General features: G+C 60.2%; 21 protein-coding genes. 18 read left to right on the forward strand and 3 right to left on the reverse strand.

The features are described 5' to 3' along the window. Positions 1 to 116 precede the first annotated feature (116 nt). Positions 117 to 1,580, forward strand: a complete 1,464-nt coding sequence (gene selO / locus RGV06_RS12790; protein WP_019825337.1) for a protein adenylyltransferase SelO — start codon at positions 117 to 119, stop codon at positions 1,578 to 1,580. Between the two features lie 9 nt (positions 1,581 to 1,589). Here the strand turns inward: selO and RGV06_RS12795 are convergent, their stop codons facing one another. Continuing rightward, positions 1,590 to 1,991, reverse strand: coding sequence for a helix-turn-helix domain-containing protein (locus RGV06_RS12795; RefSeq protein ID WP_019825335.1), 402 nt, complete (start codon positions 1,989 to 1,991; stop codon positions 1,590 to 1,592). A gap of 5 nt (positions 1,992 to 1,996) precedes the next feature. Next, a complete protein-coding gene (locus tag RGV06_RS12800) occupies positions 1,997 to 2,284 on the reverse strand; it encodes a type II toxin-antitoxin system HigB family toxin (protein ID WP_019825333.1) in 288 nt (95 codons plus the stop codon). Positions 2,285 to 2,589: 305 nt separating this feature from the next. Between RGV06_RS12800 and RGV06_RS12805 the strand changes: the two genes are divergently transcribed. Further along, positions 2,590 to 4,386, forward strand: a complete 1,797-nt coding sequence (locus RGV06_RS12805) for an SLC13 family permease (protein WP_322150142.1) — start codon at positions 2,590 to 2,592, stop codon at positions 4,384 to 4,386. A 52-nt stretch (positions 4,387 to 4,438) separates the two neighbouring features. Continuing rightward, positions 4,439 to 4,879, forward strand: coding sequence for a thioredoxin TrxC (trxC, locus tag RGV06_RS12810; protein ID WP_019825330.1), 441 nt, complete (start codon positions 4,439 to 4,441; stop codon positions 4,877 to 4,879). Here the strand turns inward: trxC and RGV06_RS12815 are convergent. Continuing rightward, positions 4,876 to 5,649 (reverse strand): ParA family protein, encoded by a 774-nt coding sequence (locus tag RGV06_RS12815; protein ID WP_019825328.1) that lies wholly within the window; start codon positions 5,647 to 5,649, stop codon positions 4,876 to 4,878. The two genes, trxC and RGV06_RS12815, sit on opposite strands and share 4 nt — an antisense overlap. Before the next feature lie 337 nt (positions 5,650 to 5,986). Here RGV06_RS12815 and RGV06_RS12820 point away from each other — a divergent pair, with 337 nt between their 5' ends. The 15 genes from RGV06_RS12820 to RGV06_RS12890 are packed head-to-tail and all read left to right on the forward strand — an operon-like array spanning position 5,987 to position 19,909. Continuing rightward, positions 5,987 to 6,706: a beta-ketoacyl synthase chain length factor gene (locus RGV06_RS12820; protein WP_046809139.1), complete on the forward strand. Its 720-nt coding sequence runs from the start codon at positions 5,987 to 5,989 to the stop codon at positions 6,704 to 6,706. Beyond that, positions 6,682 to 7,494, forward strand: coding sequence for a lysophospholipid acyltransferase family protein (locus RGV06_RS12825; protein WP_019825326.1), 813 nt, complete (start codon positions 6,682 to 6,684; stop codon positions 7,492 to 7,494). The genes RGV06_RS12820 and RGV06_RS12825 overlap by 25 nt, the downstream gene beginning before the upstream one ends. Beyond that, positions 7,469 to 7,729, forward strand: a complete 261-nt coding sequence (locus RGV06_RS12830; RefSeq protein WP_019825325.1) for a phosphopantetheine-binding protein — start codon at positions 7,469 to 7,471, stop codon at positions 7,727 to 7,729. The genes RGV06_RS12825 and RGV06_RS12830 overlap by 26 nt, the downstream gene beginning before the upstream one ends. A 9-nt stretch (positions 7,730 to 7,738) precedes the next feature. Then, on the forward strand, positions 7,739 to 7,993 hold the full coding sequence (locus RGV06_RS12835; RefSeq protein ID WP_019825324.1) for an acyl carrier protein: 255 nt from the start codon (positions 7,739 to 7,741) through the stop codon (positions 7,991 to 7,993). After that, on the forward strand, positions 7,990 to 8,535 hold the full coding sequence (locus RGV06_RS12840; RefSeq protein WP_019825322.1) for a hypothetical protein: 546 nt from the start codon (positions 7,990 to 7,992) through the stop codon (positions 8,533 to 8,535). The genes RGV06_RS12835 and RGV06_RS12840 overlap by 4 nt, the downstream gene beginning before the upstream one ends. Next, positions 8,532 to 10,202 carry an AMP-binding protein gene (locus RGV06_RS12845; RefSeq protein WP_322150143.1) on the forward strand — a complete coding sequence of 557 codons (1,671 nt, stop codon included), beginning with the start codon at positions 8,532 to 8,534 and terminating at the stop codon, positions 10,200 to 10,202. The genes RGV06_RS12840 and RGV06_RS12845 overlap by 4 nt, the downstream gene beginning before the upstream one ends. Continuing rightward, on the forward strand, positions 10,195 to 10,929 hold the full coding sequence (locus RGV06_RS12850; protein WP_322150144.1) for a glycosyltransferase family 2 protein: 735 nt from the start codon (positions 10,195 to 10,197) through the stop codon (positions 10,927 to 10,929). The genes RGV06_RS12845 and RGV06_RS12850 overlap by 8 nt, the downstream gene beginning before the upstream one ends. Then, the gene (locus RGV06_RS12855) at positions 10,926 to 11,864 is read left to right on the forward strand and encodes a glycosyl transferase (protein ID WP_322150145.1); all 939 of its coding nucleotides are present in this window, start codon (positions 10,926 to 10,928) and stop codon (positions 11,862 to 11,864) included. The genes RGV06_RS12850 and RGV06_RS12855 overlap by 4 nt, the downstream gene beginning before the upstream one ends. Next, entirely contained in the window at positions 11,845 to 13,389 is a 1,545-nt protein-coding gene (locus RGV06_RS12860) for an HAL/PAL/TAL family ammonia-lyase (RefSeq protein ID WP_322150146.1), read from the forward strand. Before RGV06_RS12855 ends, RGV06_RS12860 begins: the two co-directional genes overlap by 20 nt. Beyond that, the gene (locus RGV06_RS12865; protein ID WP_019825314.1) at positions 13,382 to 13,807 is read left to right on the forward strand and encodes an acyl-CoA thioesterase; all 426 of its coding nucleotides are present in this window, start codon (positions 13,382 to 13,384) and stop codon (positions 13,805 to 13,807) included. Before RGV06_RS12860 ends, RGV06_RS12865 begins: the two co-directional genes overlap by 8 nt. Beyond that, on the forward strand, positions 13,804 to 14,487 hold the full coding sequence (locus RGV06_RS12870; RefSeq protein ID WP_019825313.1) for an outer membrane lipoprotein carrier protein LolA: 684 nt from the start codon (positions 13,804 to 13,806) through the stop codon (positions 14,485 to 14,487). Before RGV06_RS12865 ends, RGV06_RS12870 begins: the two co-directional genes overlap by 4 nt. Further along, complete coding sequence (locus tag RGV06_RS12875; protein ID WP_322151883.1) at positions 14,477 to 16,789, forward strand: MMPL family transporter; 2,313 nt, start codon at positions 14,477 to 14,479, stop codon at positions 16,787 to 16,789. Before RGV06_RS12870 ends, RGV06_RS12875 begins: the two co-directional genes overlap by 11 nt. After that, a complete protein-coding gene (locus tag RGV06_RS12880; RefSeq protein WP_322150147.1) occupies positions 16,786 to 17,949 on the forward strand; it encodes a sodium:proton antiporter in 1,164 nt (387 codons plus the stop codon). Before RGV06_RS12875 ends, RGV06_RS12880 begins: the two co-directional genes overlap by 4 nt. Positions 17,950 to 17,951: 2 nt before the next feature. Continuing rightward, complete coding sequence (locus RGV06_RS12885) at positions 17,952 to 19,184, forward strand: NAD(P)/FAD-dependent oxidoreductase (RefSeq protein WP_233099473.1); 1,233 nt, start codon at positions 17,952 to 17,954, stop codon at positions 19,182 to 19,184. Then, entirely contained in the window at positions 19,181 to 19,909 is a 729-nt protein-coding gene (locus RGV06_RS12890; RefSeq protein WP_019825305.1) for a class I SAM-dependent methyltransferase, read from the forward strand. Before RGV06_RS12885 ends, RGV06_RS12890 begins: the two co-directional genes overlap by 4 nt. Positions 19,910 to 19,963 lie beyond the last annotated feature (54 nt).

The raw sequence follows: 19,963 nt of genomic DNA on the forward strand, positions 1-19,963 counted from the left end.
AGCCCGCTCGCGAAGGCTTTAAAAGATAGCGCGTCCGCGCTTGAGATCTTCGCGAGCAGGCTCGCTCCCACAGAGCATGTACGCCAAGATCACTTTTTGTTTACTGGAGACGGTCATTGAAAGCCCTCGACGAACTGACTTTTGATAACCGCTTCGCTCGGCTGGGTGACGCGTTTTCGACTCACGTACTGCCAGAGCCTATCGACGCACCGCGCCTGGTAGCTGTCAGCAATCGCGCGTTGGCGCTGCTCGACCTCGACCCGGCGGTCGCCCAGGACCCGGTGTTCGCCCAACTGTTTGGCGGTCATACCTTGTGGGCCAACGCCGAACCCCGCGCCATGATCTATTCGGGCCATCAGTTCGGCTCCTACAACCCGCAACTGGGTGATGGCCGTGGGCTATTGCTGGGCGAGGTCTATAACGAGGCGGGCGAGCACTGGGACTTGCACCTCAAGGGCGCCGGCATGACGCCCTACTCGCGCATGGGCGATGGCCGAGCCGTGCTGCGTTCATCGATCCGCGAATTTCTCGCCAGCGAGGCGCTGCACGCGCTGGGCATTCCCAGCAGTCGCGCCCTGTGCGTGATCGGCTCCGATACCCCGGTATGGCGCGAGACACAGGAACGCGCAGCCATGGTCCTGCGCCTGGCGCCCAGCCATGTACGCTTCGGGCATTTCGAATATTTCTATTACACCAAGCGCCCAGAGCAGCAAAAACAGTTGGGCGAGCATGTACTGGCCCTGCACTTTGCCGAGTGCCTGGAGCAACCCGAGCCCTATCTGGCGATGTTCCGCGAGATCGTCGAGCGTAACGCCGAGCTGATTGCCAAGTGGCAGGCATACGGTTTTTGTCACGGCGTAATGAACACCGACAACATGTCGATTCTGGGAATCACCTTCGACTTCGGCCCGTTCGCCTTCCTGGACGACTTCGACGCCAACTTCGTCTGCAACCACTCCGACCACGAAGGGCGCTATTCCTTCAGCAACCAGGTGCCTGTCGGCCAGTGGAACCTCAGCGCACTGGCCCAGGCCCTGACGCCGTTTATCAGCGTTGAAGCCCTGCGCGAAACCCTGGGGCTGTACTTGCCGCTGTATCAAGCGCACTACACCGACCTGATGCGCCGCCGACTGGGCCTGACCACCGCCGAAGACGGTGATCAACTATTGATCGAAACCCTGTTGCAACGGATGCAAGGCAGCAGCGTCGACTACACCCTGTTCTTTCGTCGCCTGGGCGACTTACCCGCAGAGCAGGCCGTGTCGCGCCTGCGTGACGAGTTTGTCGACCTAAAAGGGTTTGATGAGTGGGCCGCGCAATACGTTGCCCGGGTCGCCCGTGAAGGCGTAAGTGATGAAAGCGCACGGCGTGAGCGCATGCACGCGGTCAACCCGCTCTACATCCTGCGTAACTACCTGGCGCAAAAAGCCATCGATGCAGCGCAAGCCGGGGATTACAGCGAAGTACAACGCCTGCATGACGTGCTGACCCAGCCGTTCACCGAGCAACCGGGCATGGAGGCCTATGCCGAACGCCCGCCCGAGTGGGGCAAACACCTGGAAATCAGTTGCTCGTCGTGATGCAAAACCTCAGATAAACATATCCACAGGCACTTTGAAGTAATCCGCCAGCCAGCGTATCTGCCGAACGTTGAGCTGGCGCTTGCCGCTGAGGATTTCGGACACCACCGATTGGGTACCCACGCCCGGCAAGTCGCTTTGGGTCAGCCCGTGCTCCTGCATCACCGAGCGCAGCACATCGACACCACTGACCTTGGGCATCGGCCGATGCTCGAGATCGTAGGCTTCAACCCAGTCACCGATGATGTCCACCAGGCTCATCAAGGGATGACTCTCATCGTCGCCAATCAAGTCGGTCAAGCCATCAAGGGCTGCGACCAACTCATCGTAATCGGCTTCGTTTTTCGGTTTGCGCAGTAGAGGCGCCACGAATTTCCAGTGCTCAGCCGCCTGTGTGATCAATGGGTTCATAGTTCTTACTCCTTCCAATTGCCCTTGTCATAGTCACTGTGATCGAGCACATGACGAATGTAGAGGCGCTGTACCCGATAACGCACCACGGCGATCAGCCGCAGCTTGTTACCTCCAATATTGAAAACGTGAAACGAACCGACCTTGTCGGTAGCAGGGAAAAACGACCTTAACGCGGCAAAGTCTTCGGGTTTGAGAACCTTGATCTTGCGGTACCACTCATCGAGAGCGCTCGCCGATTGCGGCCATTGTTCTTTCGCTTCCCAAATACGCTTGGCTGTTATCACTCGCATGCAACGTCCCTATCGCATCTTGCTATGGAGGTTAAGTCAGGGATCAGATAATCGCAATGTGCGATATTCACGCCCTGACAAATGGCGCTGTGGTTGTCTCGCTTCAAAGCCTAGATAAAGGCTGTACAACCGGCTCAGGACTGTATGAGCAAATACGTCCCCCCGGCGTCTGCATAACCAAATCGCATAACAACCTGCCCAAACAGTCTTAGACGAACTAACTCACCCTGATTATCGTGACGCCCGCGCGGCGGCTATGGCCTGACCGATACCTCATACGAGATTCGTTGCATTAAGGAAGACCCATGTCCTGGGACTCGCTCCCCCTGCTGTTTGTTGCCGCTTTGCTGGTGTGGCTCTTGGTGTCGTTTGTGCGCGAGAAGTGGAGCGCCGATGTCGTAGCCGCCATTGGTGTCGCCGCCCTGTTGGTCACGCAAATACTGACGCCACACGAAGTGTTGAGCGTGCTCAGCAACTCGGCGCCTGCCACGATTGCCTGCATGTTTGTGCTTTCGGCTGCGCTGGAACGCACCGGCTGCATTGATGCCCTGGGTAATTGGCTGGGCAACCTGGTAGGCGACAAACCGCTGCGGGTGCTGGGCGGGCTGATGATCACCGCACTGGTCATTTCGGCCTTCCTGAACAACACCCCCGTGGTGGCCATTTTGACGCCCGTGGCGATTGCCCTGGCAAAGCGCTCCCACAGTTCGCCGTCCAAACTGCTGATCCCGCTGTCTTACGCCACGGTACTGGGCGGGATGCTGACGATGATCGGCACCTCGACCAACATTCTGGTAGACGGGGTTGCACGCAAAGCCGGGCTCGCGCCCTTCGGCATGTTCGAAATAACTCAGGCCGGGCTGATGTTTGCCGCCGTGGGCTTTGTGTACCTGATGATTTTCAGCAACCGCTTGCTGCCTGATCGCGACAGCCTGTCCAAGCAGTTGCGCCCGGATCTGACGCGAACCTTCATGAGCGAACTGCTGGTACCCCACAATTCGCCCGTGATCGGTAAAACCCTGACCGAAGCCAACCTCAATGGCGGCAGCGGTCTGCAAGTCCTGAAGATTTTCCGTGATGAGCAGGAGCTTTCGACGCCCGAGTCCACCACCCAACTGCGCAGCGGCGATCGCCTGGTGCTGCACGGGCAAGTACAGAATGTGGTCGAGCTGCGCGAAAGCGGCGTGCTGGCCTTCAACCGTGGCGATGCGTTCGAAACCATCAGCAACCACGACGTCATCCTGGCCGAGGCCATCGTGGGCCGTAATTCCCGCTACAGCCACCGTCCCATGCGCGACCTCGACCTGACGGCGCGTTACGGCATTGCGGTGCTTGCGGTGCATCGTCAGGACGAGAACATTCAAGGCAACCTCGACGACCTGCACCTGCAATTCGGGGATGTGATTCTGGTCGAAGGCACACCCAGCCAGATTCGTCGCTTCGCCGAAAATGGCGACTTGATCAGCCTCAATACTGTCCTGGAGCGCGCATACCGCCGCGACAAGGCGCCAATTGCAATCATTGCGACCCTGGCCGTGATGCTTCTCGCGGCACTGGAAGTCATGCCCATCGAAGGACTGGCACTCATCGCCGCGGTGACGGTAGTCGCCACCCGCTGCCTGGATGTGCAAGACGCTTACAAGGCGGTGGACTGGAAAATCCTCAGCCTGATTTTCGGCATGCTGGCCATCAGCATTGCGATGGAAAAAGTAGGCCTGATCAACCTGGTCGTCAGCCAGACCATGGCCGCGATCCCTAATGCCGGACCGTTGCTGATGCTGGGGTTTGTCTACTTACTGACCAGCATCCTCACCGAGATCCTCTCCAACAACGCCGTGGCCGTATTGCTGACGCCGATTGCCATTGGTGTGGCGCAACAGATGGGCGTGGACCCTCGGCCTTTCGTGGTGGCCGTGATGTTCGCTGCCAGCGCCAGCTTTGCCACGCCGATTGGCTACCAGACCAACACCTTTGTGTATAACGCAGGCGGGTACAAATTCAGCGACTTTTTGCGCATCGGCATTCCGCTGAATGTACTGATGCTGATTGTGGCAATGCTGGTGATTCCCTGGATCTGGCCGCTGACGCCAGTGGCGGGTTGAGCAATCATCTGCTGAACTGCACGCTCATGAGCCCCCTTGTAGAGAACGACCAATGACCGAACCGCTGCTGATTCCCTGCCCACACTGCAACGGCCTGAACCGTATTCCCGCAGAGCGCATCGGCGAGCACCCCAAATGCGGGCGCTGCAAGAATGCGGTGCTGCTCGCCAAGCCCTTCGATCTTAAACAAACCGACTACCCCAGCCAGATAAAGGGCGACTTGCCGCTGCTGGTGGATGTATGGGCTGAGTGGTGCGGACCGTGCAAAGCCTTTGCCCCGGTATTTGAACAAGCCGCCAGCCAACTGATCGGTAAATGCCGACTGGCCAAACTTGACAGCGAAACCAATCAACAACTGGCCGGACAATTAGGGATACGTTCGATCCCGAGCCTCATCCTGTTTAAAAATGGCCGCGAAGTCGCTCGCCAGAGCGGTGCGCTGCCGTTGCAGCAACTGACCGCCTGGCTGCGCAGCCAGGGCATCAACGCTTAAGCGTTCTGATCCAGATAATCGTGCAACTCCACGAACTGCTGGGTCAGCTTGTGCCGCGGGTCGAAGTGAATCAAAGGCTGACAAGCCTGATGGGACTCGCGCATACGCACGGAGCTGCTGAGGTACATCGGCAGCACCGGTAGCCCTTCCGCGATCAGTTCGTCGAGCATTTGTTGAGGCAGGCTGGCCCGGGCCTGGAACTGATTGACCACAATGCCTTCGACCATAAGATCTTCATTGTGGTCCTCTTTGAGCTCTTCGATTTCAGCCAAGAGGCTGTACAAGGCCTGACGGGAAAAACTATCGCAATCGAATGGGATCAATACCCGATCACAGGCGATCAACGCCGATACTGCATAAAAGTTCAATGCGGGGGGAGTATCGACATAAATGCGGTCGTAGTCTTCGGCCAACTCATCAAGCAGCTTTCGCAGCTTGTTGATCTTGTGTTTGGCCTCAAGTTTTGGCTGCAAATCGGCCAGTTCGCCGGTGGCGGTCACAACGTGTAAGTTTTCGAAGGGTGTTTCGTAAATATCTACACGATTTTTCTTCGAGCCGACTCCAGCTGACAAGCTGTGCTTAAAGAAGTCGGCAATACCCATGGGGATATCGTCGCCGGTCAGTCCGGTCAGGTATTGAGTGGAGTTGGCCTGGGCATCCAGATCTACCAACAACGTGCGATACCCTTCGCTGGCACTGACTGCAGCCAGGTTACACGCGATGCTGGACTTGCCCACACCGCCTTTTTGGTTGAACACCACGCGACGCATTTCAAAACCTCCGTGTACCAATGAGTACCCGAGTGTAGATGTCCTTTGCGCGGCTTAGCTACCTTGCTCTGAAATGAACTACAGCTCAAAGACGCTTATCTGCAAGGACCTACGAACAATTCTGATTTCAGCAGCACGTTTGACCTACGTGTAGACCAATACAAGCAAAAAGACACCACCTTTCTTCTAAAACGCACAAAAAACATACTTGAAGTGTAAGCAATATTTGCTACAAGCCAACTGCACCGGGATAATGTCGCCACTCTGTATTAGGTGCGGCATCGACTGATGTCCACTTTCGCATCAAGGAAGCCTGCAAAGGCGGGATGAAACTCCAGTGATCAATTTCAATATCGCCGCGTGGCGCGCTTGGGCTCCGGGCCTCGACAGCGTGGCCGATTGGCAGGCCTGGAGCCAGCAACCCAGCGTACTCCCCGCCAGCAATGCAGCACCGGATGTCTCGTTTCTTCCCGCCATGCAACGTCGTCGCCTTAGCCGTTTGGCACGCATGGCATTCAGCGTCGGCTGGCCACTGGCAGATGGCCATGAAGCATTGCCTCTGGTATTCGCCTCACGTCACGGCGAAACCCCACGCACGTTCGACATCCTCAGCGACCTCGCTGCCGAACAGCCTCTTTCCCCGACACAATTCAGCCTTTCGGTGCATAACGCCGTCATCGGGCTGTGGTCGATCATGCGTGGCGAAACAAGCGAAATGACCGCCATTGCCGCAGCTGGAGATGGCCTGGAACACGGCCTGATCGAGGCCTGTGCGTTGCTCAACGAAGGCGCGCCCGCCGTACTGCTGGTCATCACCGAAGAGCAACCGCCACACGCCTATGCCCAGTGGATTGATGATGTGCCCTTCCCTTATGCCGTCGGCCTGCTGCTGACCCCTGGCATGCAATGGCAAATCTCCCTCGCCACCAATGCCACCGGCATCGAAAAAGCCCCGTGGCCTCATAGCCTCAACCTGTTGCGCCACCTGCTCGATGAGCAGGCGTCCTTCCAGCACGCCTGGAAAGACCGCGTATGGAACTGGCAACGCAGCCTGTGAGCGAGCGTCGCGATGCTTATAGTTGGCGCCTGATCGCCACGGCCATCAGCTTTGCACTGTTCGGCCTGGGTTGCCTGTGCCTGCGCATCGTGATTTTCCCGGTGCTCAGCTGCCTGCCGGGAGACGCCGTTCGTCACCGCGAACGCGCTCGCGCAACTGTCAGCCGGTTGTTCTGGCTGTTTATCCGCACGATGGCCCGCATGGGCGTGCTGACCTATGACGTACAAGGTGCCGAACGGCTCGGGCGCCCCGGCCAGATGATCATTGCCAACCACCCGTCGCTTATCGATGTGGTTTTTTTGATCGGTCTGGTGAGGAATGCCAATTGCGTGGTCAAAGAGAGCCTTTGGCAAAACCCGTTTACCCGCAGCCCCGTGCGTGCCACGCAATACATCAGCAATGATGGCAGCGTCGACATGCTCGATAACGCCGCGCAAGCCCTGCAGGAAGGCCAGACCCTGATCATTTTTCCTGAGGGCACCCGTACGCAGCCGGGCATGACACCCGCCTTTCATCGCGGCGCCGCCGCGATAGCACTGCGGGGTGCGAAGATCCTCACCCCGGTGGTGATCAAGGTCAGCCCCACCACGCTGACCAAGGCCGAACCCTGGTACCGCATACCCCATCGGCGCGTGCACTTCAGTTTCCGGGTCGGTGCCGATATAGATCCAAACACCTTTACTGCGCTGGGCCCGCCGCCTAAAGCCTCGCGCCTGCTCAATGACTTCGTGCATGACTACTTTATTAAGGAGCTCGCCACAGATGAGCGATCTGAAAAGCGACATTAAACAGCTGATCATCGATGCCCTAGGCCTTGAAGACATCAGCGTCAGCGATATTGGCGATGAACAAACCCTCTTTGGCGAAGGCCTGGGGCTGGATTCGGTCGACGCGCTTGAGTTGGGCCTGGCGATTCAAAAAACCTACGGCATCAAAATAGACGCCGACGCCAAAGACACTCGCAATCATTTTTCAAACGTGGCCAGCCTTGCGGCTTTTGTCACGGCCAAACAGGCAGCCTGAGACCGAACCATGCAAACCCGTGACGACATTTTCAATACCCTGCGCGACGCCCTGGTCGAACTCTTCGAACTTGAGCCCGAGCGCGTCACCCTGGACGCCAACCTCTATCAGGATCTGGAAATCGACAGCATCGACGCCGTCGACCTGATCGACCACATCAAGCGCAAAACCGGCAAAAGAATCGCGGCTGAAGAATTCAAATCGGTGCGTACCGTCAATGACGTGGTCGAGGCGGTTTACCGCCTGGTTCACACGGACGCATGAGTCGACTGATTGGGCTTGGGCTGTTGCTGGCTGGCCTGCTGTACCCCTTTGCGGTGTATTTCGGCATGGCCCATTTCGCTCCATGGCAGTTCGCGCTGCTGCTTGGCAGCCTGTGGCTGGCCCGCGCCCTGACCGGCGAGCGACGCCCCGGCAGTGTGTGGATGGCGGTAGTGGCACTGGTGTTCTGCGGCCTGCTGGCTCTGTTCAACAGCCCGGCATTGCTGCGCTGGTACCCGGTCCTGATCAGTACCTTCATGCTTTGCCTGTTCGGTCTTAGCCTGAAGTTCGGGCCGCCGATGATCGAGCGCCTGGCGCGTTTGCGCGAGCCGGTGTTGCCCGAGATCGCAATTGTTTACACACGGCAGGTCACCAAGGTCTGGTGCCTGTTTTTCATGCTCAACGGGTTAGTCGCAGCAGGTCTGACGCTGTGGGCGCCGCTGAGTTGGTGGACGTTGTACAACGGCCTGATCGCCTACGGGCTGATGGGGCTGCTGTTTGCCATTGAATGGCTGATACGACAAAAGGTAAGAGGCCGGGCATGAATTGGATAAAACTTGAGCAGCTATTGCTCAAGGGGCACGCAGAACGCCGCGTCACGGTTGACCCTGCGCTGAACCACGACAGCCTTTGCGAGCAGGCCCTGCGCCTGGCCGGCGGCCTGCAACAGCGTGGCGTGCAGCACATTGCTGTCCATCTTGAAGACGCCGCCGACCTGGCAGTGGCTTTACTCGGTGCATGGCGGGCCGGGGTCAGCGTGCTGTTACCCGCTGACCTGCAAGCGCAAACCCGTCAGCGCTGGGATTGCCGGGTTGACCTGTGGATAACTCAACACGACGAACTGCAAGCTTTATACGCCGACGCACTGCCTGCGGCAGCACTGGATCTGGACACGTGCCAGCTCAGCCTGTGCACCTCGGGCTCCAGCGGCGAGCCCAAGCGCATCGACAAAAGCCTGCGTCAGATGGCCAACGAGGTCCAGGCGCTGGAACAGTTATGGGGCGAAGATCTGGGTGATGCGTGCATCATCGCCAGTGTGGCGGCGCAGCATATTTATGGTTTGTTGTTCCGTGTGCTGTGGCCCCTGTGCGCAGGCCGCACCTTTGTGCGCAAGCAACTGGCGTTCCCTGAAGACATGCAGCGCGCCAGTCGCGAGCATGCGTCATTCGCCTGGGTCGCCAGCCCTGCCCTGCTCAAACGCATGACCGACAACCTGGACTGGCCCGCCTTGAGCCCGGTACGCCGGGTGTTTTCTTCGGGCGGTGCCTTGCCTGAAGACGCGGCACACGCGTTGTTCGAGCGTCTGGGCCAGTGGCCGACCGAAATCCTTGGCAGCTCCGAAACCGGTGGTATTGCCTGGCGTCAGGGCCCGAACCTGTGGCAACCGTTTGCCGATGTGCAACTGAGCCAGAGCGAAGACGGCGCCCTGATGATCGCTTCAGCGTACTTGCCTGCGGGGCATATAGAACACACGGCCGACGCGGCTCGCATCGAGGCCGATGGCCGTTTCGAGCTGCTCGGGCGTCTGGACCGCATCGTCAAACTGGAAGAAAAACGCATCTCCTTGCCAATGCTGGAACACGCACTGGTCAATCACGACTGGGTGGCTGAAGCCCGTCTGGGGGTGGTCAACGAGAACCGCGCATCTCTGGGCGCCTTGCTGGTACTCAGTGACAGCGGCCTGTTTGCGTTGCGTGAACACGGTCGTCGCGCCCTGACTCAAGCCCTGCGCCAGCACTTGAGCCAGCACTGCGAAGCGCTGGCCTTGCCGCGCCGCTGGCGCTTGTTGCGCCAGTTGCCGCTCAACAGCCAGGGCAAGCTGCCACAGGTGCAAGTCGATACGTTACTGCTGGCACCCCGGCCGAAAATGCCCGAAGTGCTGAGCCAAAGCGAACAAGACGGCCAGTGGACACTTAACCTGTCGATCCCTCCGGACCTGGCCTACTTCAGCGGTCATTTCCCTAAAACCCCGGTGCTGCCGGGCGTGGTGCAAGTGGATTGGGCGATGGCGCTGGGTCAGCAGTTGCTCGACATGCCGCCGCGTTTTGCCGGGATGGAAGTGCTCAAGTTCCAGCAACTGGTACGCCCCGGCAACGCCATCGAACTGATCCTGCGTTTTGACCGTGAGCGCAGCAAACTGCACTTCGCCTACCGCAACGCCACGGCGCCCTGCTCCAGTGGTCGCATCGTGCTGGAGCCCGCCCATGCATAACCCCTGCGCCGTGATCCCGGTGTACAACCACGAAACCGCCGTGCCGGCCGTGGTCGACGCCCTGCTCGCCGCCGGCTTGCCCTGCGTGCTGGTTGACGACGCCAGCAGCCCCGCGTGCAGCGCCGTTCTCGAACAGCTTGCCCAGGGCGAACACATCTTCCTCGTGCGCCTGGCCATCAATCAGGGCAAGGGTGGCGCGGTCATGGCGGGGCTGCGGGAAGCCGCCAGGCTGGGCTTCACCCACGCCCTGCAAGTAGACGCCGACGGCCAGCACGACCTGCGCGACGTAGCGACCTTTATGCAGGTCTCACAGCAAAACCCCCAAGCGCTGATCTGCGGTTATCCACAGTACGACGACAGCGTGCCCAAGGGTCGCCTGTATGCGCGCTACCTGACCCACGTGTGGGTGTGGATCAACAGCCTGTCGCTGCAGATTCCCGACTCCATGTGCGGCTTTCGGGTCTACCCGCTCACGCCGACGCTGGCGCTGATCAACACGGTCAAACTGGGCAAGCGCATGGATTTCGACCCCGAGATTCTGGTGCGTCTGGCGTGGCGCAATCAGCCCATGCGCTGGCTGCCGACCAAGGTCCATTACCCGCAGGACGGCCTCTCGCACTTTCGTCTGTTCCATGACAACGCGCTGATTTCCGGCATGCACACCAAACTGTTTTTCGGCATGTTGATCCGTTTGCCGAGCATCCTCTGGGGGCGTTTCAAAGCATGAGCGAACCTCAACAGCATTGGGCTGACCACAAGGAGCGCGGCAGTTTCCGGCTGATGAAGCTCACTGCGTTCGGCGTCAAACTGCTGGGCCGCCGCCTGCTCAGCCCGGTGCTCTACGCCATCGTGCTGTACTTCTTTGTGTTCGGTGGCCGCGCCCGGCGCAGCATCTGGCAGTATCAGCAACGGCTGGCCGACTGGAGCGGTCATAACGACCTGCAACCTACCCGCAGGCGGGTGTTTGGGCAGTTCATGGCCTTTGCCGACGCCCTGCTCGACAAGCTCGACGTGTGGAACGGCCGCCTCAAGATCGAAGATATCGAAATCATTGACCCCGCCCTGCTGCGCAATCAGTTACGCGGCGAACGCGGCCAGATGCTGGTGGGCGCACACCTGGGCAACCTCGAAGTGTGCCGCGCACTGGCCGAACTGGGCGAACAGGTGACCATGAACGTGCTGGTGCACACCAAGCACGCCGAACACTTCAACCGCTTGCTGGGCGAAGCCGGGGCCAGCCATTTACGGCTGATTCAGGTCAGTGAGCTCAACCCGGCAGTCATGCTGCAACTCAATCAGCGCCTGGAAGACGGCGAGTGGCTGGCGATTGCCGGTGACCGAGTGCCGCTGCATGGCGGGCGCAATGTCGAGGTCGACTTTCTCGGCCACCCCGCCGCATTCCCGCAAGGCCCGTGGCTGTTGGCCGGGTTGCTCAAATGCCCGGTCAATCTGATGTTTTGCCTCAAGCATGAAGGGCGCTACCGGGTCATCCTCGAACCCTTCACCGACGCCGTACTCTGGCGGCGCAGCGACCGCGAGCAAGTGATCGCCCACTGGGCCACGCGCTACGCCGAACGCCTGGGGCACTACTGCCTCGAAGCGCCGCAACAATGGTTCAATTTTTACCCTTTCTGGAAGACCGATGACGACGCATCCGCATGAGCCAGTAACCTTCGGCCAAACCCCGTTGCGCATTGAAGACGTGCTGGCCCTGGCCAATCGTCAGGCGCCGACCCGTCTGCAAGACGACGCTGACTACCGCGAACGCATCGCAAAAGGCGCGCGCTTTCTCGACTCGCTGCTGGACAAGGAAGGCGTGATCTATGGCGTGACCACCGGTTACGGCGATTCGTGCGTGGTGGCGGTGCCACTGGAGCATGTTGAAGCGCTGCCACGTCATCTCTACACCTTTCACGGCTGTGGGTTGGGCAAGTTGCTTGACGCCCAGGCCACCCGCGCCGTGCTCGCTGCCCGCCTGCAGTCGTTATGCCACGGCGTTTCCGGGGTGCGCATCGAGTTGCTGGAGCGTTTGCAGGCCTTCATCGCCCACGACATCCTGCCGCTGATCCCCGAAGAAGGTTCAGTGGGCGCCAGCGGCGATTTGACGCCGTTGTCCTATGTGGCCGCCACGCTGTCGGGTGAGCGCGAAGTGCTGTTCAAGGGCGAACGCCGCCTTGCAGCCGACGTGCACCGGGAACTTGGCTGGACACCGTTGGTACTGCGGCCCAAGGAAGCGCTGGCGCTGATGAACGGCACCGCCGTGATGACCGGCCTCGCGTGCCTGGCCTATGCCCGCGCCGATTACCTGCTCAAACTCGCTACCCGCATCACCGCGCTCAACGTGGTGGCACTGCAAGGCAACCCTGAGCATTTCGACGAACGCCTGTTCGCTGCCAAACCGCATCCGGGGCAAATGCAGGTGGCGGCCTGGATTCGCCAGGACCTGGCCATCGACGCCCCGACAGCGCCCCTGCATCGCCTGCAAGACCGCTACTCGCTGCGCTGCGCGCCCCACGTACTGGGCGTGCTGGCAGACAGCCTGAACTGGCTGCGCTCGTTTATCGAAATTGAACTTAACAGCGCCAACGACAACCCGATCATCGACGCCGAAGAAGAACGCGTGCTGCATGGCGGGCACTTCTATGGCGGGCATATCGCCTTTGCGATGGACAGCCTCAAGACCCTGGTCGCCAACGTCGCCGACCTGCTGGACCGCCAGCTCGCGCTGCTGGTGGACGTGCGTTACAACCACGGCCTGCCGAGCAACCTCTCGGGCGCAACAGCCGAGCGGGCGATGCTCAACCACGGCTTTAAAGCGGTACAGATCGGCACCAGCGCCTGGACGGCCGAGGCGTTGAAAAACACCATGCCGGCCAGCGTGTTCTCACGCTCTACTGAATGCCACAACCAGGACAAAGTGAGCATGGGCACTATCGCTGCCCGTGATGCGATCCGCGTGCTGGAACTGACCGAACAGGTCGCCGCGGCCACCTTGCTTGCGGCCAATCAGGGGGTGTGGCTGCGTAGCCGTTCCGAAGATGCACGCCCGCTGCCACCCGCACTGGCACAGATGCACGCCGAGTTGGCCGAGGACTTCCCACCGGTGGTCGAAGACCGTGCCCTGGAAGCCGAGTTGCGCTTGTGCCTGAGCCGTATCGCCCAACAACACTGGAGGCTGCATGCGTAGCAAAGGCGTTTTGCACGTTGATACCGAAGTGTTGGTGCCGTTTTTCGACATCGACACGATGCACGTGGTGTGGCACGGCCACTACGTCAAATACCTCGAAGTGGCGCGGTGTGAGCTGCTCGACCATATCGGCCACAACTACACGCAGATGCTCGATGCGGGCTATGCGTGGCCGGTGATCGATATGCAATTACGGTATGTACGTGGTGCAACATTTGGCCAGCGCATCAACGTTCGCGCCAGCCTGGTGGAGTGGGAGAACCGCCTGAAGGTCAATTACCTGATCACCGACCTGGCCACCGGCGAACGGCTGACCCGTGCGGTGACTGTGCAGGTGGCGGTCGAGATCGCCAGTAAGGAGATGCAACTGGTGTCGCCCAAGTGCTTTACCGAAGCGGTTGCGAGGATGCTGCCATGAGCGCGATCATCTGTGGGAGCGGGCTTGCTCGCGATTGCATCACCGCGGTGTGGCAGACGCTGCGCAGCGCCTGCATCGCGAGCAAGCCCGCTCCCACATTGGGGTGTGTGCTGTTACTCGGATTCACTCCTCTGGCCCACGCCTTCGACCTGCAACAACTCAGCGAACAACTGGCCAGGCCACAGGTGATCCACGGCGACTTCATCCAGGAAAAACACCTGCGCGCCCTGCCCAAGCCGCTGACCAGTACCGGTACGTTTGTGCTCGCCAAAGATCACGGTCTGCTTTGGCAACTCAAATCCCCGTTGCAACAGGATTACCGCATCACCGCCCAAGGCATCGCCCGGCGTAACGGCACCAGTTGGCAAATGCTGCCCGGCAAAAGCGCCGGCGCCGAGCAGAACCGGTTGTTCCTCGCCGTGCTGCAAGGCGACAGCAGCGGCCTGCAGCGGGATTTCGACCTGCAACTGCAAGGCGAACCCGCACACTGGACGCTGACCCTGACCCCACGCTCACTGCTGCTCAAACAAGTGTTCAAACAGATCAACATCGACGGCGGCGAAGTGGTGCAACGCATCGAACTGCAAGAAACCCAGGGCGATAGCACGCTGCTTAAAATGCACAACAGCGTCAGCAACCAGCCCTTGAGTGAATCGGAGCAGCTCGATTTTGCGCAGTGAACGCTGGTTACCCCGCGGCTTCCTGATCCTGCTGGTGGCGGTGCTTGCACTCGCTGGCTGGCAATGGCGTCACGGCGCACCGCTGTCGGCCAACCTGATGGAACTGGTGCCAGGGGACTCCCCGGATGCGCTGGAGCTGAGCGCCGAACAACGCATGCAAGAGCCCCTGAACCGCGAAATGCTGGTGCTGGTAGGCAGTAGCGACCGCCAGCAAGCCATCGCTTCGGCCGAGCAGTTGGGCCAGCAGTGGCAAGCCAGCGGTCTGTTTGAAAAGGTGCAATGGAACCTGCAGGCCGACCTTCCGGCGCTGCGTGATCAACTGCTGCGCGGGCGACTGGCGATGCTGTCTGCAGCCGACCGTGCGCAACTGATCGAGCACCCCGACGCCTTTATCCAGCAACGCGTGCAGGCACTGTTCGATCCTTTCACCGGGTTCAGCCTGGTGCCGAGTCAAGACGACTGGCTGGGCCTGACCGGGCGCATCCAGAACAGCCAGCCGCAGCGGGGGGCGGTGCAACTCGATATAGGCAGCGGCGCTCTGGTTGCCGAAGCCGACGGCAAACACTGGGTATTGCTGCGCGCCCGTACCCAGGGCAATGCTTTTGACATGAAGCTGCCGCTGCAGGTGGCCGAACTGCTTGAGCACAGCCGCCAGCAAGTCGCACACGACGATGTGCAACTGCTCGCGGCCAGTGGCTTGCTCTACGCAGCCAGCGGACAACAGCAAGCTACCCGTGAAATCACCTGGGTCGGCGGTGGCGCCACCGTCGGGATTCTGCTGCTGTTGCTGCTGGCGTTTCGACGCTGGCGGGTGCTGTTGGCGTTTGTGCCCGTGTTGGTCGGCATGCTGTTTGGTGCCGTGGCCTGCGTCGCGTTCTTTGGCAGCATGCACGTGATGACGCTGGTACTGGGCTCCAGCCTGATCGGCGTCGCCGTGGATTACCCGCTGCATTACCTGTCCAAAAGCTGGAGCCTCAAACCCTGGCGCAGCTGGCCGGCTTTGCGCCTGACCTTGCCCGGTTTAAGCCTGAGCCTGGCCACCAGTTGCATCGGCTATCTGGCACTGGCCTTCACCCCGTTTCCGGCGTTGACCCAAATCGCCATCTTCTCCGCCGCAGGCCTGGTCGGTGCCTACCTGAGCGCCGTATGCCTGCTGCCCGCGCTGCTCCAGGGCGTGGAACTGCGCCCTGCGCAATGGCCCCTGCGTATTGCCCAATCGCTGCTCGACGTGCGCGAAGCCTTGCTCAAACGCCTCCCTACGCCTGCCTTGCTGGTCTTACTGCTGGCGTTTTGTGCTGCCGGTCTGTGGCAACTGACCAGCAAGAACGACATCCGCCAATGGGTCGGCGCCCCGCCGCAATTGATGGCCGAAGCACAGGCCATTGCACGGATCACCGGTTATCAGCCCACCAGCCAGTTTTTCCTGGTCCGGGCCGACAACGAGCAGCAATTGCTTGAGCGCCAAACCGCCCTTGTCGAGCGTCTCGATCAGTTGGTGCACATGGGTAAGTTGCAGGGTTATCTGGCACTGAACCAATTGGTCAGCCTGCCCAGCGAGCAACAGCACTTACGCCGTGCACTGTCACAGCTGCCGCAACACTGGCAACCCCTGCTGGAGCTCGGTGTACCTGAAGCCGCTCTGCAAGCCGAACTGGTGCAATTGCAGGCCTTGCCCGAGCAACATATCGATGACGCGCTGAGCGGTCCGCTGGCCGAACCCTGGCGCACACTCTGGCTAGGCAAGAACGCTGAAGGCGTCGCCGCAATGGTCAGCCTGCAAGGTTTGAACAGTGCCAGCTTGCTGCGGGTGCAAGCCCAGGACCTGCCGGGCGTTCAACTGGTCGACCGCCTGGGCGACTTGAATAACGTCTTTGCCGCAACGCAAGTCAGCGCCGCAGAATTGAAGTTGCTGTCCTGTGCCTTGATCGTAGTGTTGCTGATCGCACCCTTCGGTTTTGGCGGAGCATTGCGCATCGTCGCACTGCCGCTTCTGGCCGCGCTGTGCAGCCTTGCCAGCCTGGGCTGGCTGGGGCAGCCGTTAACGCTGTTCAGCCTCTTCGGCCTGCTGCTGGTAACGGCAATCAGCGTCGATTACGCGATCCTGATGCGTGAGCAAATCGGCGGTGCTGCCGTCAGCCTGCTCGGGACCTTGCTGGCGGCGCTGACCACTTGGCTGTCGTTCGGCCTGCTGGCGGTGTCGAGCACGCCTGCGGTCAGCAATTTCGGCTTGTCCGTAAGTCTGGGGCTGGCATTCAGTTTTATCCTGGCGCCGTGGGCGGGTAAACAGGAGCACAGCCAATGATGACGGCCGTGTTCTGGCTGCTGGCCCTGGCCCTGTTTGCCTTGGCAACCCGGATGGGCCGTCACTTTGGCGTGATCCCGATTGTCAGCCAGTTGCTGCTGGCGTCCATCGTCTTGCCGCTGCTGATGCTGTTCTGGATCGAGCCGCACTGGCAGCTCAGCGGCGTACAACTGGTTGCTCCGGCGTGGCTCAAAAGCCTCTACAGCCTGAGTTTTGCGCTGTTGCTGGGCACCATTTTGAGCGACGTGATTGATCTGCGCCTTGATCGCCAAAGTGTAAAAATCGCCCTGCCCAGCTTTGCTGTGCCTTTCGCCTGCGGGCTGGCCTGCGCCGTCTGGCTGCTGCCTGAGCAACCCTGGTTGAGTTCGCTGGCGGTGGGCCTGGTCTTTGCCATCACTGCGATCCCGGTGTTGTACCTGTACTTGCGCCACATTGATTACCCGCCCGCTGCCACCCGGCGCTTGGTGCAAAGCGCGATCCTTATCGACCTCACGTGCTGGACCCTGTTTGGCCTGGCCCAGGGCAGCCTGGACCTGAGCAGCCTGCTCCTGCCGCTGGCCGGGGCCTTGCTGCCGCTGCTGCTACACCTCCTGCGCATCCGTCAGCCGCTGTGCTACAGCCTGGGCTTTTTTGCCTTGCTGGTGGTGGCCGAGCATTACCGCCTCAATGCACTGATTTTCGGCGTCGGGTATTTGATCTGCATGGCGTGGCTCAAGGTGGCGCTGGTCATGCCGTTAAGCGCTGTATGGCTGGAACGCTTGCAGACCACGCTGGCGATCCCGCTGATCCTCACGTTCGGCATTGTGCAGATCAATGTGCACAGTGCCCTGAGCGAGATCAGCCTGCTGCAATTGTCCGCACTATTGCTGCTGCCGATGGTCAGTAAGCTGCTGGGTAACTGGCTCGGGGTGAGCTGGGCCACGCCGTCGTTTGCCGGGGCCAGCAAATGGCGTGAAAGCCTGTTACTGAATATTCGCGGATTGAGCGAAATTGTCTTTCTCAACCTGCTGCTGCAACAACAGCTCATCAGCCCGGCGCTGTACTTTGCACTGATGCTGATGAGCCTGATCGCCACGCTGTTACCGGCGTTGGCGGGCATGAGTAAACCCCCTTTGAAGTCTGCCGTAGTACCCGGCAAGGAGCGCCTGTGTCAGGAATAGAAATGGAACGTCGTCAGGTTGTCGTGATTGGTGCAGGGCCGTCCGGCGCCATCGCTTCGGCCTTGCTCACACGCAAGGGGCACGATGTATTGATCATCGAGCGCCAGCATTTCCCGCGCTTTTCCATTGGTGAAAGCCTGCTGTCGCACTGCCTGGACTTCGTCGAAGAAGCGGGCATGTTGCAAGCCGTGCAAGCTGCCGGTTTTCAGATGAAAAACGGCGCCGCGTTTGCCTGGGGCGAGCAGTACAGCGCCTTTGATTTTGGTGACACGTTCAGCAATGGCAAACCCACCACCTTTCAGGTGCAACGCGCCGATTTCGACAAGCTGCTGGCCGATCAGGCCGCCTTGCAGGGCGTTGAAATCCGCTACGGCCAGACCGTGATCGCCACCGATGTGGAACGGGCCAGACCGTTGCTGGACATTGAGCGCGAAGACGGCAGCCGCTATCAGGTCGAAACTGACTTTATCCTCGACGCCAGCGGCTATGGCCGCGTGCTCCCGCGCTTGCTCGATCTTGAAGCACCCTCGAATTTCCCGGTGCGTCAGGCGGTCTTTACCCACGTTGAAGACCGCATTGATGATGACGGTTTTGATCGCAATAAAATCCTCGTCACCACCCACCCGACCCAGCGCGATATCTGGTTCTGGAGCATTCCGTTCAGCAATGGCCGCTGCTCGGTGGGCGTAGTCGCGGCAGCAGAGCATTTTGCAGGGCGCAGCGAAAACCTCGATGAGTGCCTGCGCAGCTTTATTGACGAGACCCCTAGCCTGCAGCGCGTGCTGACCAATGCCGAGTGGGACACTCCTGCGCGTACCATTGGCGGCTACTCGGCCAACGTCAAAACCCTGCACGGCCCGGGTTTTGCGCTACTGGGCAACGCGGCCGAGTTCCTCGACCCAGTGTTCTCCTCGGGCGTGACCATTGCCATGCGCTCGGCCAGCATGGCCGCTGGCGTGCTGCACCGACAGTTGCAAGGCGAAGCCGTTGACTGGCAAACCGAGTTTGCCGAGCCGCTCAAGCGCGGTGTCGATACCTTCCGCTGCTACGTCGAAGGCTGGTACGCCGGGACCTTCCAGGACGTGATCTTTCACCCTGACAGCTCGCCACAGATTCGCCGCATGATCTGTTCGATTCTGGCGGGCTATGCCTGGGACGAAAACAACCCGTTTGTCAGCGAACCCAAGCGCCGTTTGCGCATGCTGTCGGACATCTGCGCGACGGAGTCCCCATGAAACCGCTGAGCGATACCTACGTTGAAGAAACCCGTCTGGGCTTCTGGTTTTTGCGTAGCCACACCTGGCAGCACCATGTGCTGCGGGTGGCGGTCAATGACCTGCGCAGCCTGTTCAGTGAAGAACTGCCAAACGCGCCGGTGATTCTGGATGCCGGTTGCGGCCAGGGGAAATCGTTCCAGTATCTGCATAAAACCTTCACCCCCACGCGTCTGGTTGGCCTGGATGCCGATCCGCTGAGCCTGCAATTGAGCGCAGAAGAAGCCCGGCGTCAGGGCATCGACATTGAACTGATCGGCAGCGACTGCGCCGAGCTGGAGGTGGCCGATGCCAGTGTCGACATTCTGTTCTGTCACCAGACTTTCCACCATCTGGTGCAGCAGGACCGGGCCCTGGCCGAGTTTTACCGGGTGCTCAAACCGGGCGGTTACTTGCTGTTTGCCGAGTCCACCGAGGCCTACATCGATACCTGGGTGATCCGCTGGCTGTTCCGCCACCCCATGCACGTGCAAAAAAGCGCGGCGCAATACCTGGAAATGATCCGCGACCAGGGCTTTGAGTTTGAAGACCGGAACGTGTCGTACCCGTACCTGTGGTGGAGCCGTTCCAAGGACTTCGGCCTGCTGGAGCGTTTGGGCTTGGTCAAGCCAAAGCCGGTGGGCCAGCGGGAAGAAACCCTGGTCAACGTGGTGGCGCGCAAGCCCCTGCAAGGCCTGGCCCAATGATCCATGCAAATCCTGTAGCCGCTGCCGCAGGCTGCGATGGCGTGCGAAGCAGGC

This window comes from Pseudomonas sp. CCI3.1 (assembly GCF_034313985.1).
In the GTDB taxonomy this organism is placed as follows: domain Bacteria; phylum Pseudomonadota; class Gammaproteobacteria; order Pseudomonadales; family Pseudomonadaceae; genus Aquipseudomonas; species Aquipseudomonas psychrophila.

Coding starts and splice junctions, on each gene's coding strand:
- RGV06_RS12850 (WP_322150144.1), top strand. CDS start 10,195: ATGCATAACCCCTGCGCCGTGATCCCGGTGTACAACCACGAAACCGCC.
- RGV06_RS12880 (WP_322150147.1), top strand. CDS start 16,786: ATGATGACGGCCGTGTTCTGGCTGCTGGCCCTGGCCCTGTTTGCCTTG.
- RGV06_RS12870 (WP_019825313.1), top strand. CDS start 13,804: ATGAGCGCGATCATCTGTGGGAGCGGGCTTGCTCGCGATTGCATCACC.
- RGV06_RS12890 (WP_019825305.1), top strand. CDS start 19,181: ATGAAACCGCTGAGCGATACCTACGTTGAAGAAACCCGTCTGGGCTTC.
- trxC (WP_019825330.1), top strand. CDS start 4,439: ATGACCGAACCGCTGCTGATTCCCTGCCCACACTGCAACGGCCTGAAC.
- RGV06_RS12795 (WP_019825335.1), bottom strand. CDS start 1,991: ATGAACCCATTGATCACACAGGCGGCTGAGCACTGGAAATTCGTGGCG.
- RGV06_RS12845 (WP_322150143.1), top strand. CDS start 8,532: ATGAATTGGATAAAACTTGAGCAGCTATTGCTCAAGGGGCACGCAGAA.
- RGV06_RS12860 (WP_322150146.1), top strand. CDS start 11,845: ATGACGACGCATCCGCATGAGCCAGTAACCTTCGGCCAAACCCCGTTG.
- RGV06_RS12865 (WP_019825314.1), top strand. CDS start 13,382: ATGCGTAGCAAAGGCGTTTTGCACGTTGATACCGAAGTGTTGGTGCCG.
- RGV06_RS12805 (WP_322150142.1), top strand. CDS start 2,590: ATGTCCTGGGACTCGCTCCCCCTGCTGTTTGTTGCCGCTTTGCTGGTG.
- RGV06_RS12885 (WP_233099473.1), top strand. CDS start 17,952: ATGGAACGTCGTCAGGTTGTCGTGATTGGTGCAGGGCCGTCCGGCGCC.
- RGV06_RS12800 (WP_019825333.1), bottom strand. CDS start 2,284: ATGCGAGTGATAACAGCCAAGCGTATTTGGGAAGCGAAAGAACAATGG.
- RGV06_RS12840 (WP_019825322.1), top strand. CDS start 7,990: ATGAGTCGACTGATTGGGCTTGGGCTGTTGCTGGCTGGCCTGCTGTAC.
- RGV06_RS12815 (WP_019825328.1), bottom strand. CDS start 5,649: ATGCGTCGCGTGGTGTTCAACCAAAAAGGCGGTGTGGGCAAGTCCAGC.
- RGV06_RS12835 (WP_019825324.1), top strand. CDS start 7,739: ATGCAAACCCGTGACGACATTTTCAATACCCTGCGCGACGCCCTGGTC.
- RGV06_RS12830 (WP_019825325.1), top strand. CDS start 7,469: ATGAGCGATCTGAAAAGCGACATTAAACAGCTGATCATCGATGCCCTA.
- RGV06_RS12855 (WP_322150145.1), top strand. CDS start 10,926: ATGAGCGAACCTCAACAGCATTGGGCTGACCACAAGGAGCGCGGCAGT.
- RGV06_RS12825 (WP_019825326.1), top strand. CDS start 6,682: ATGGAACTGGCAACGCAGCCTGTGAGCGAGCGTCGCGATGCTTATAGT.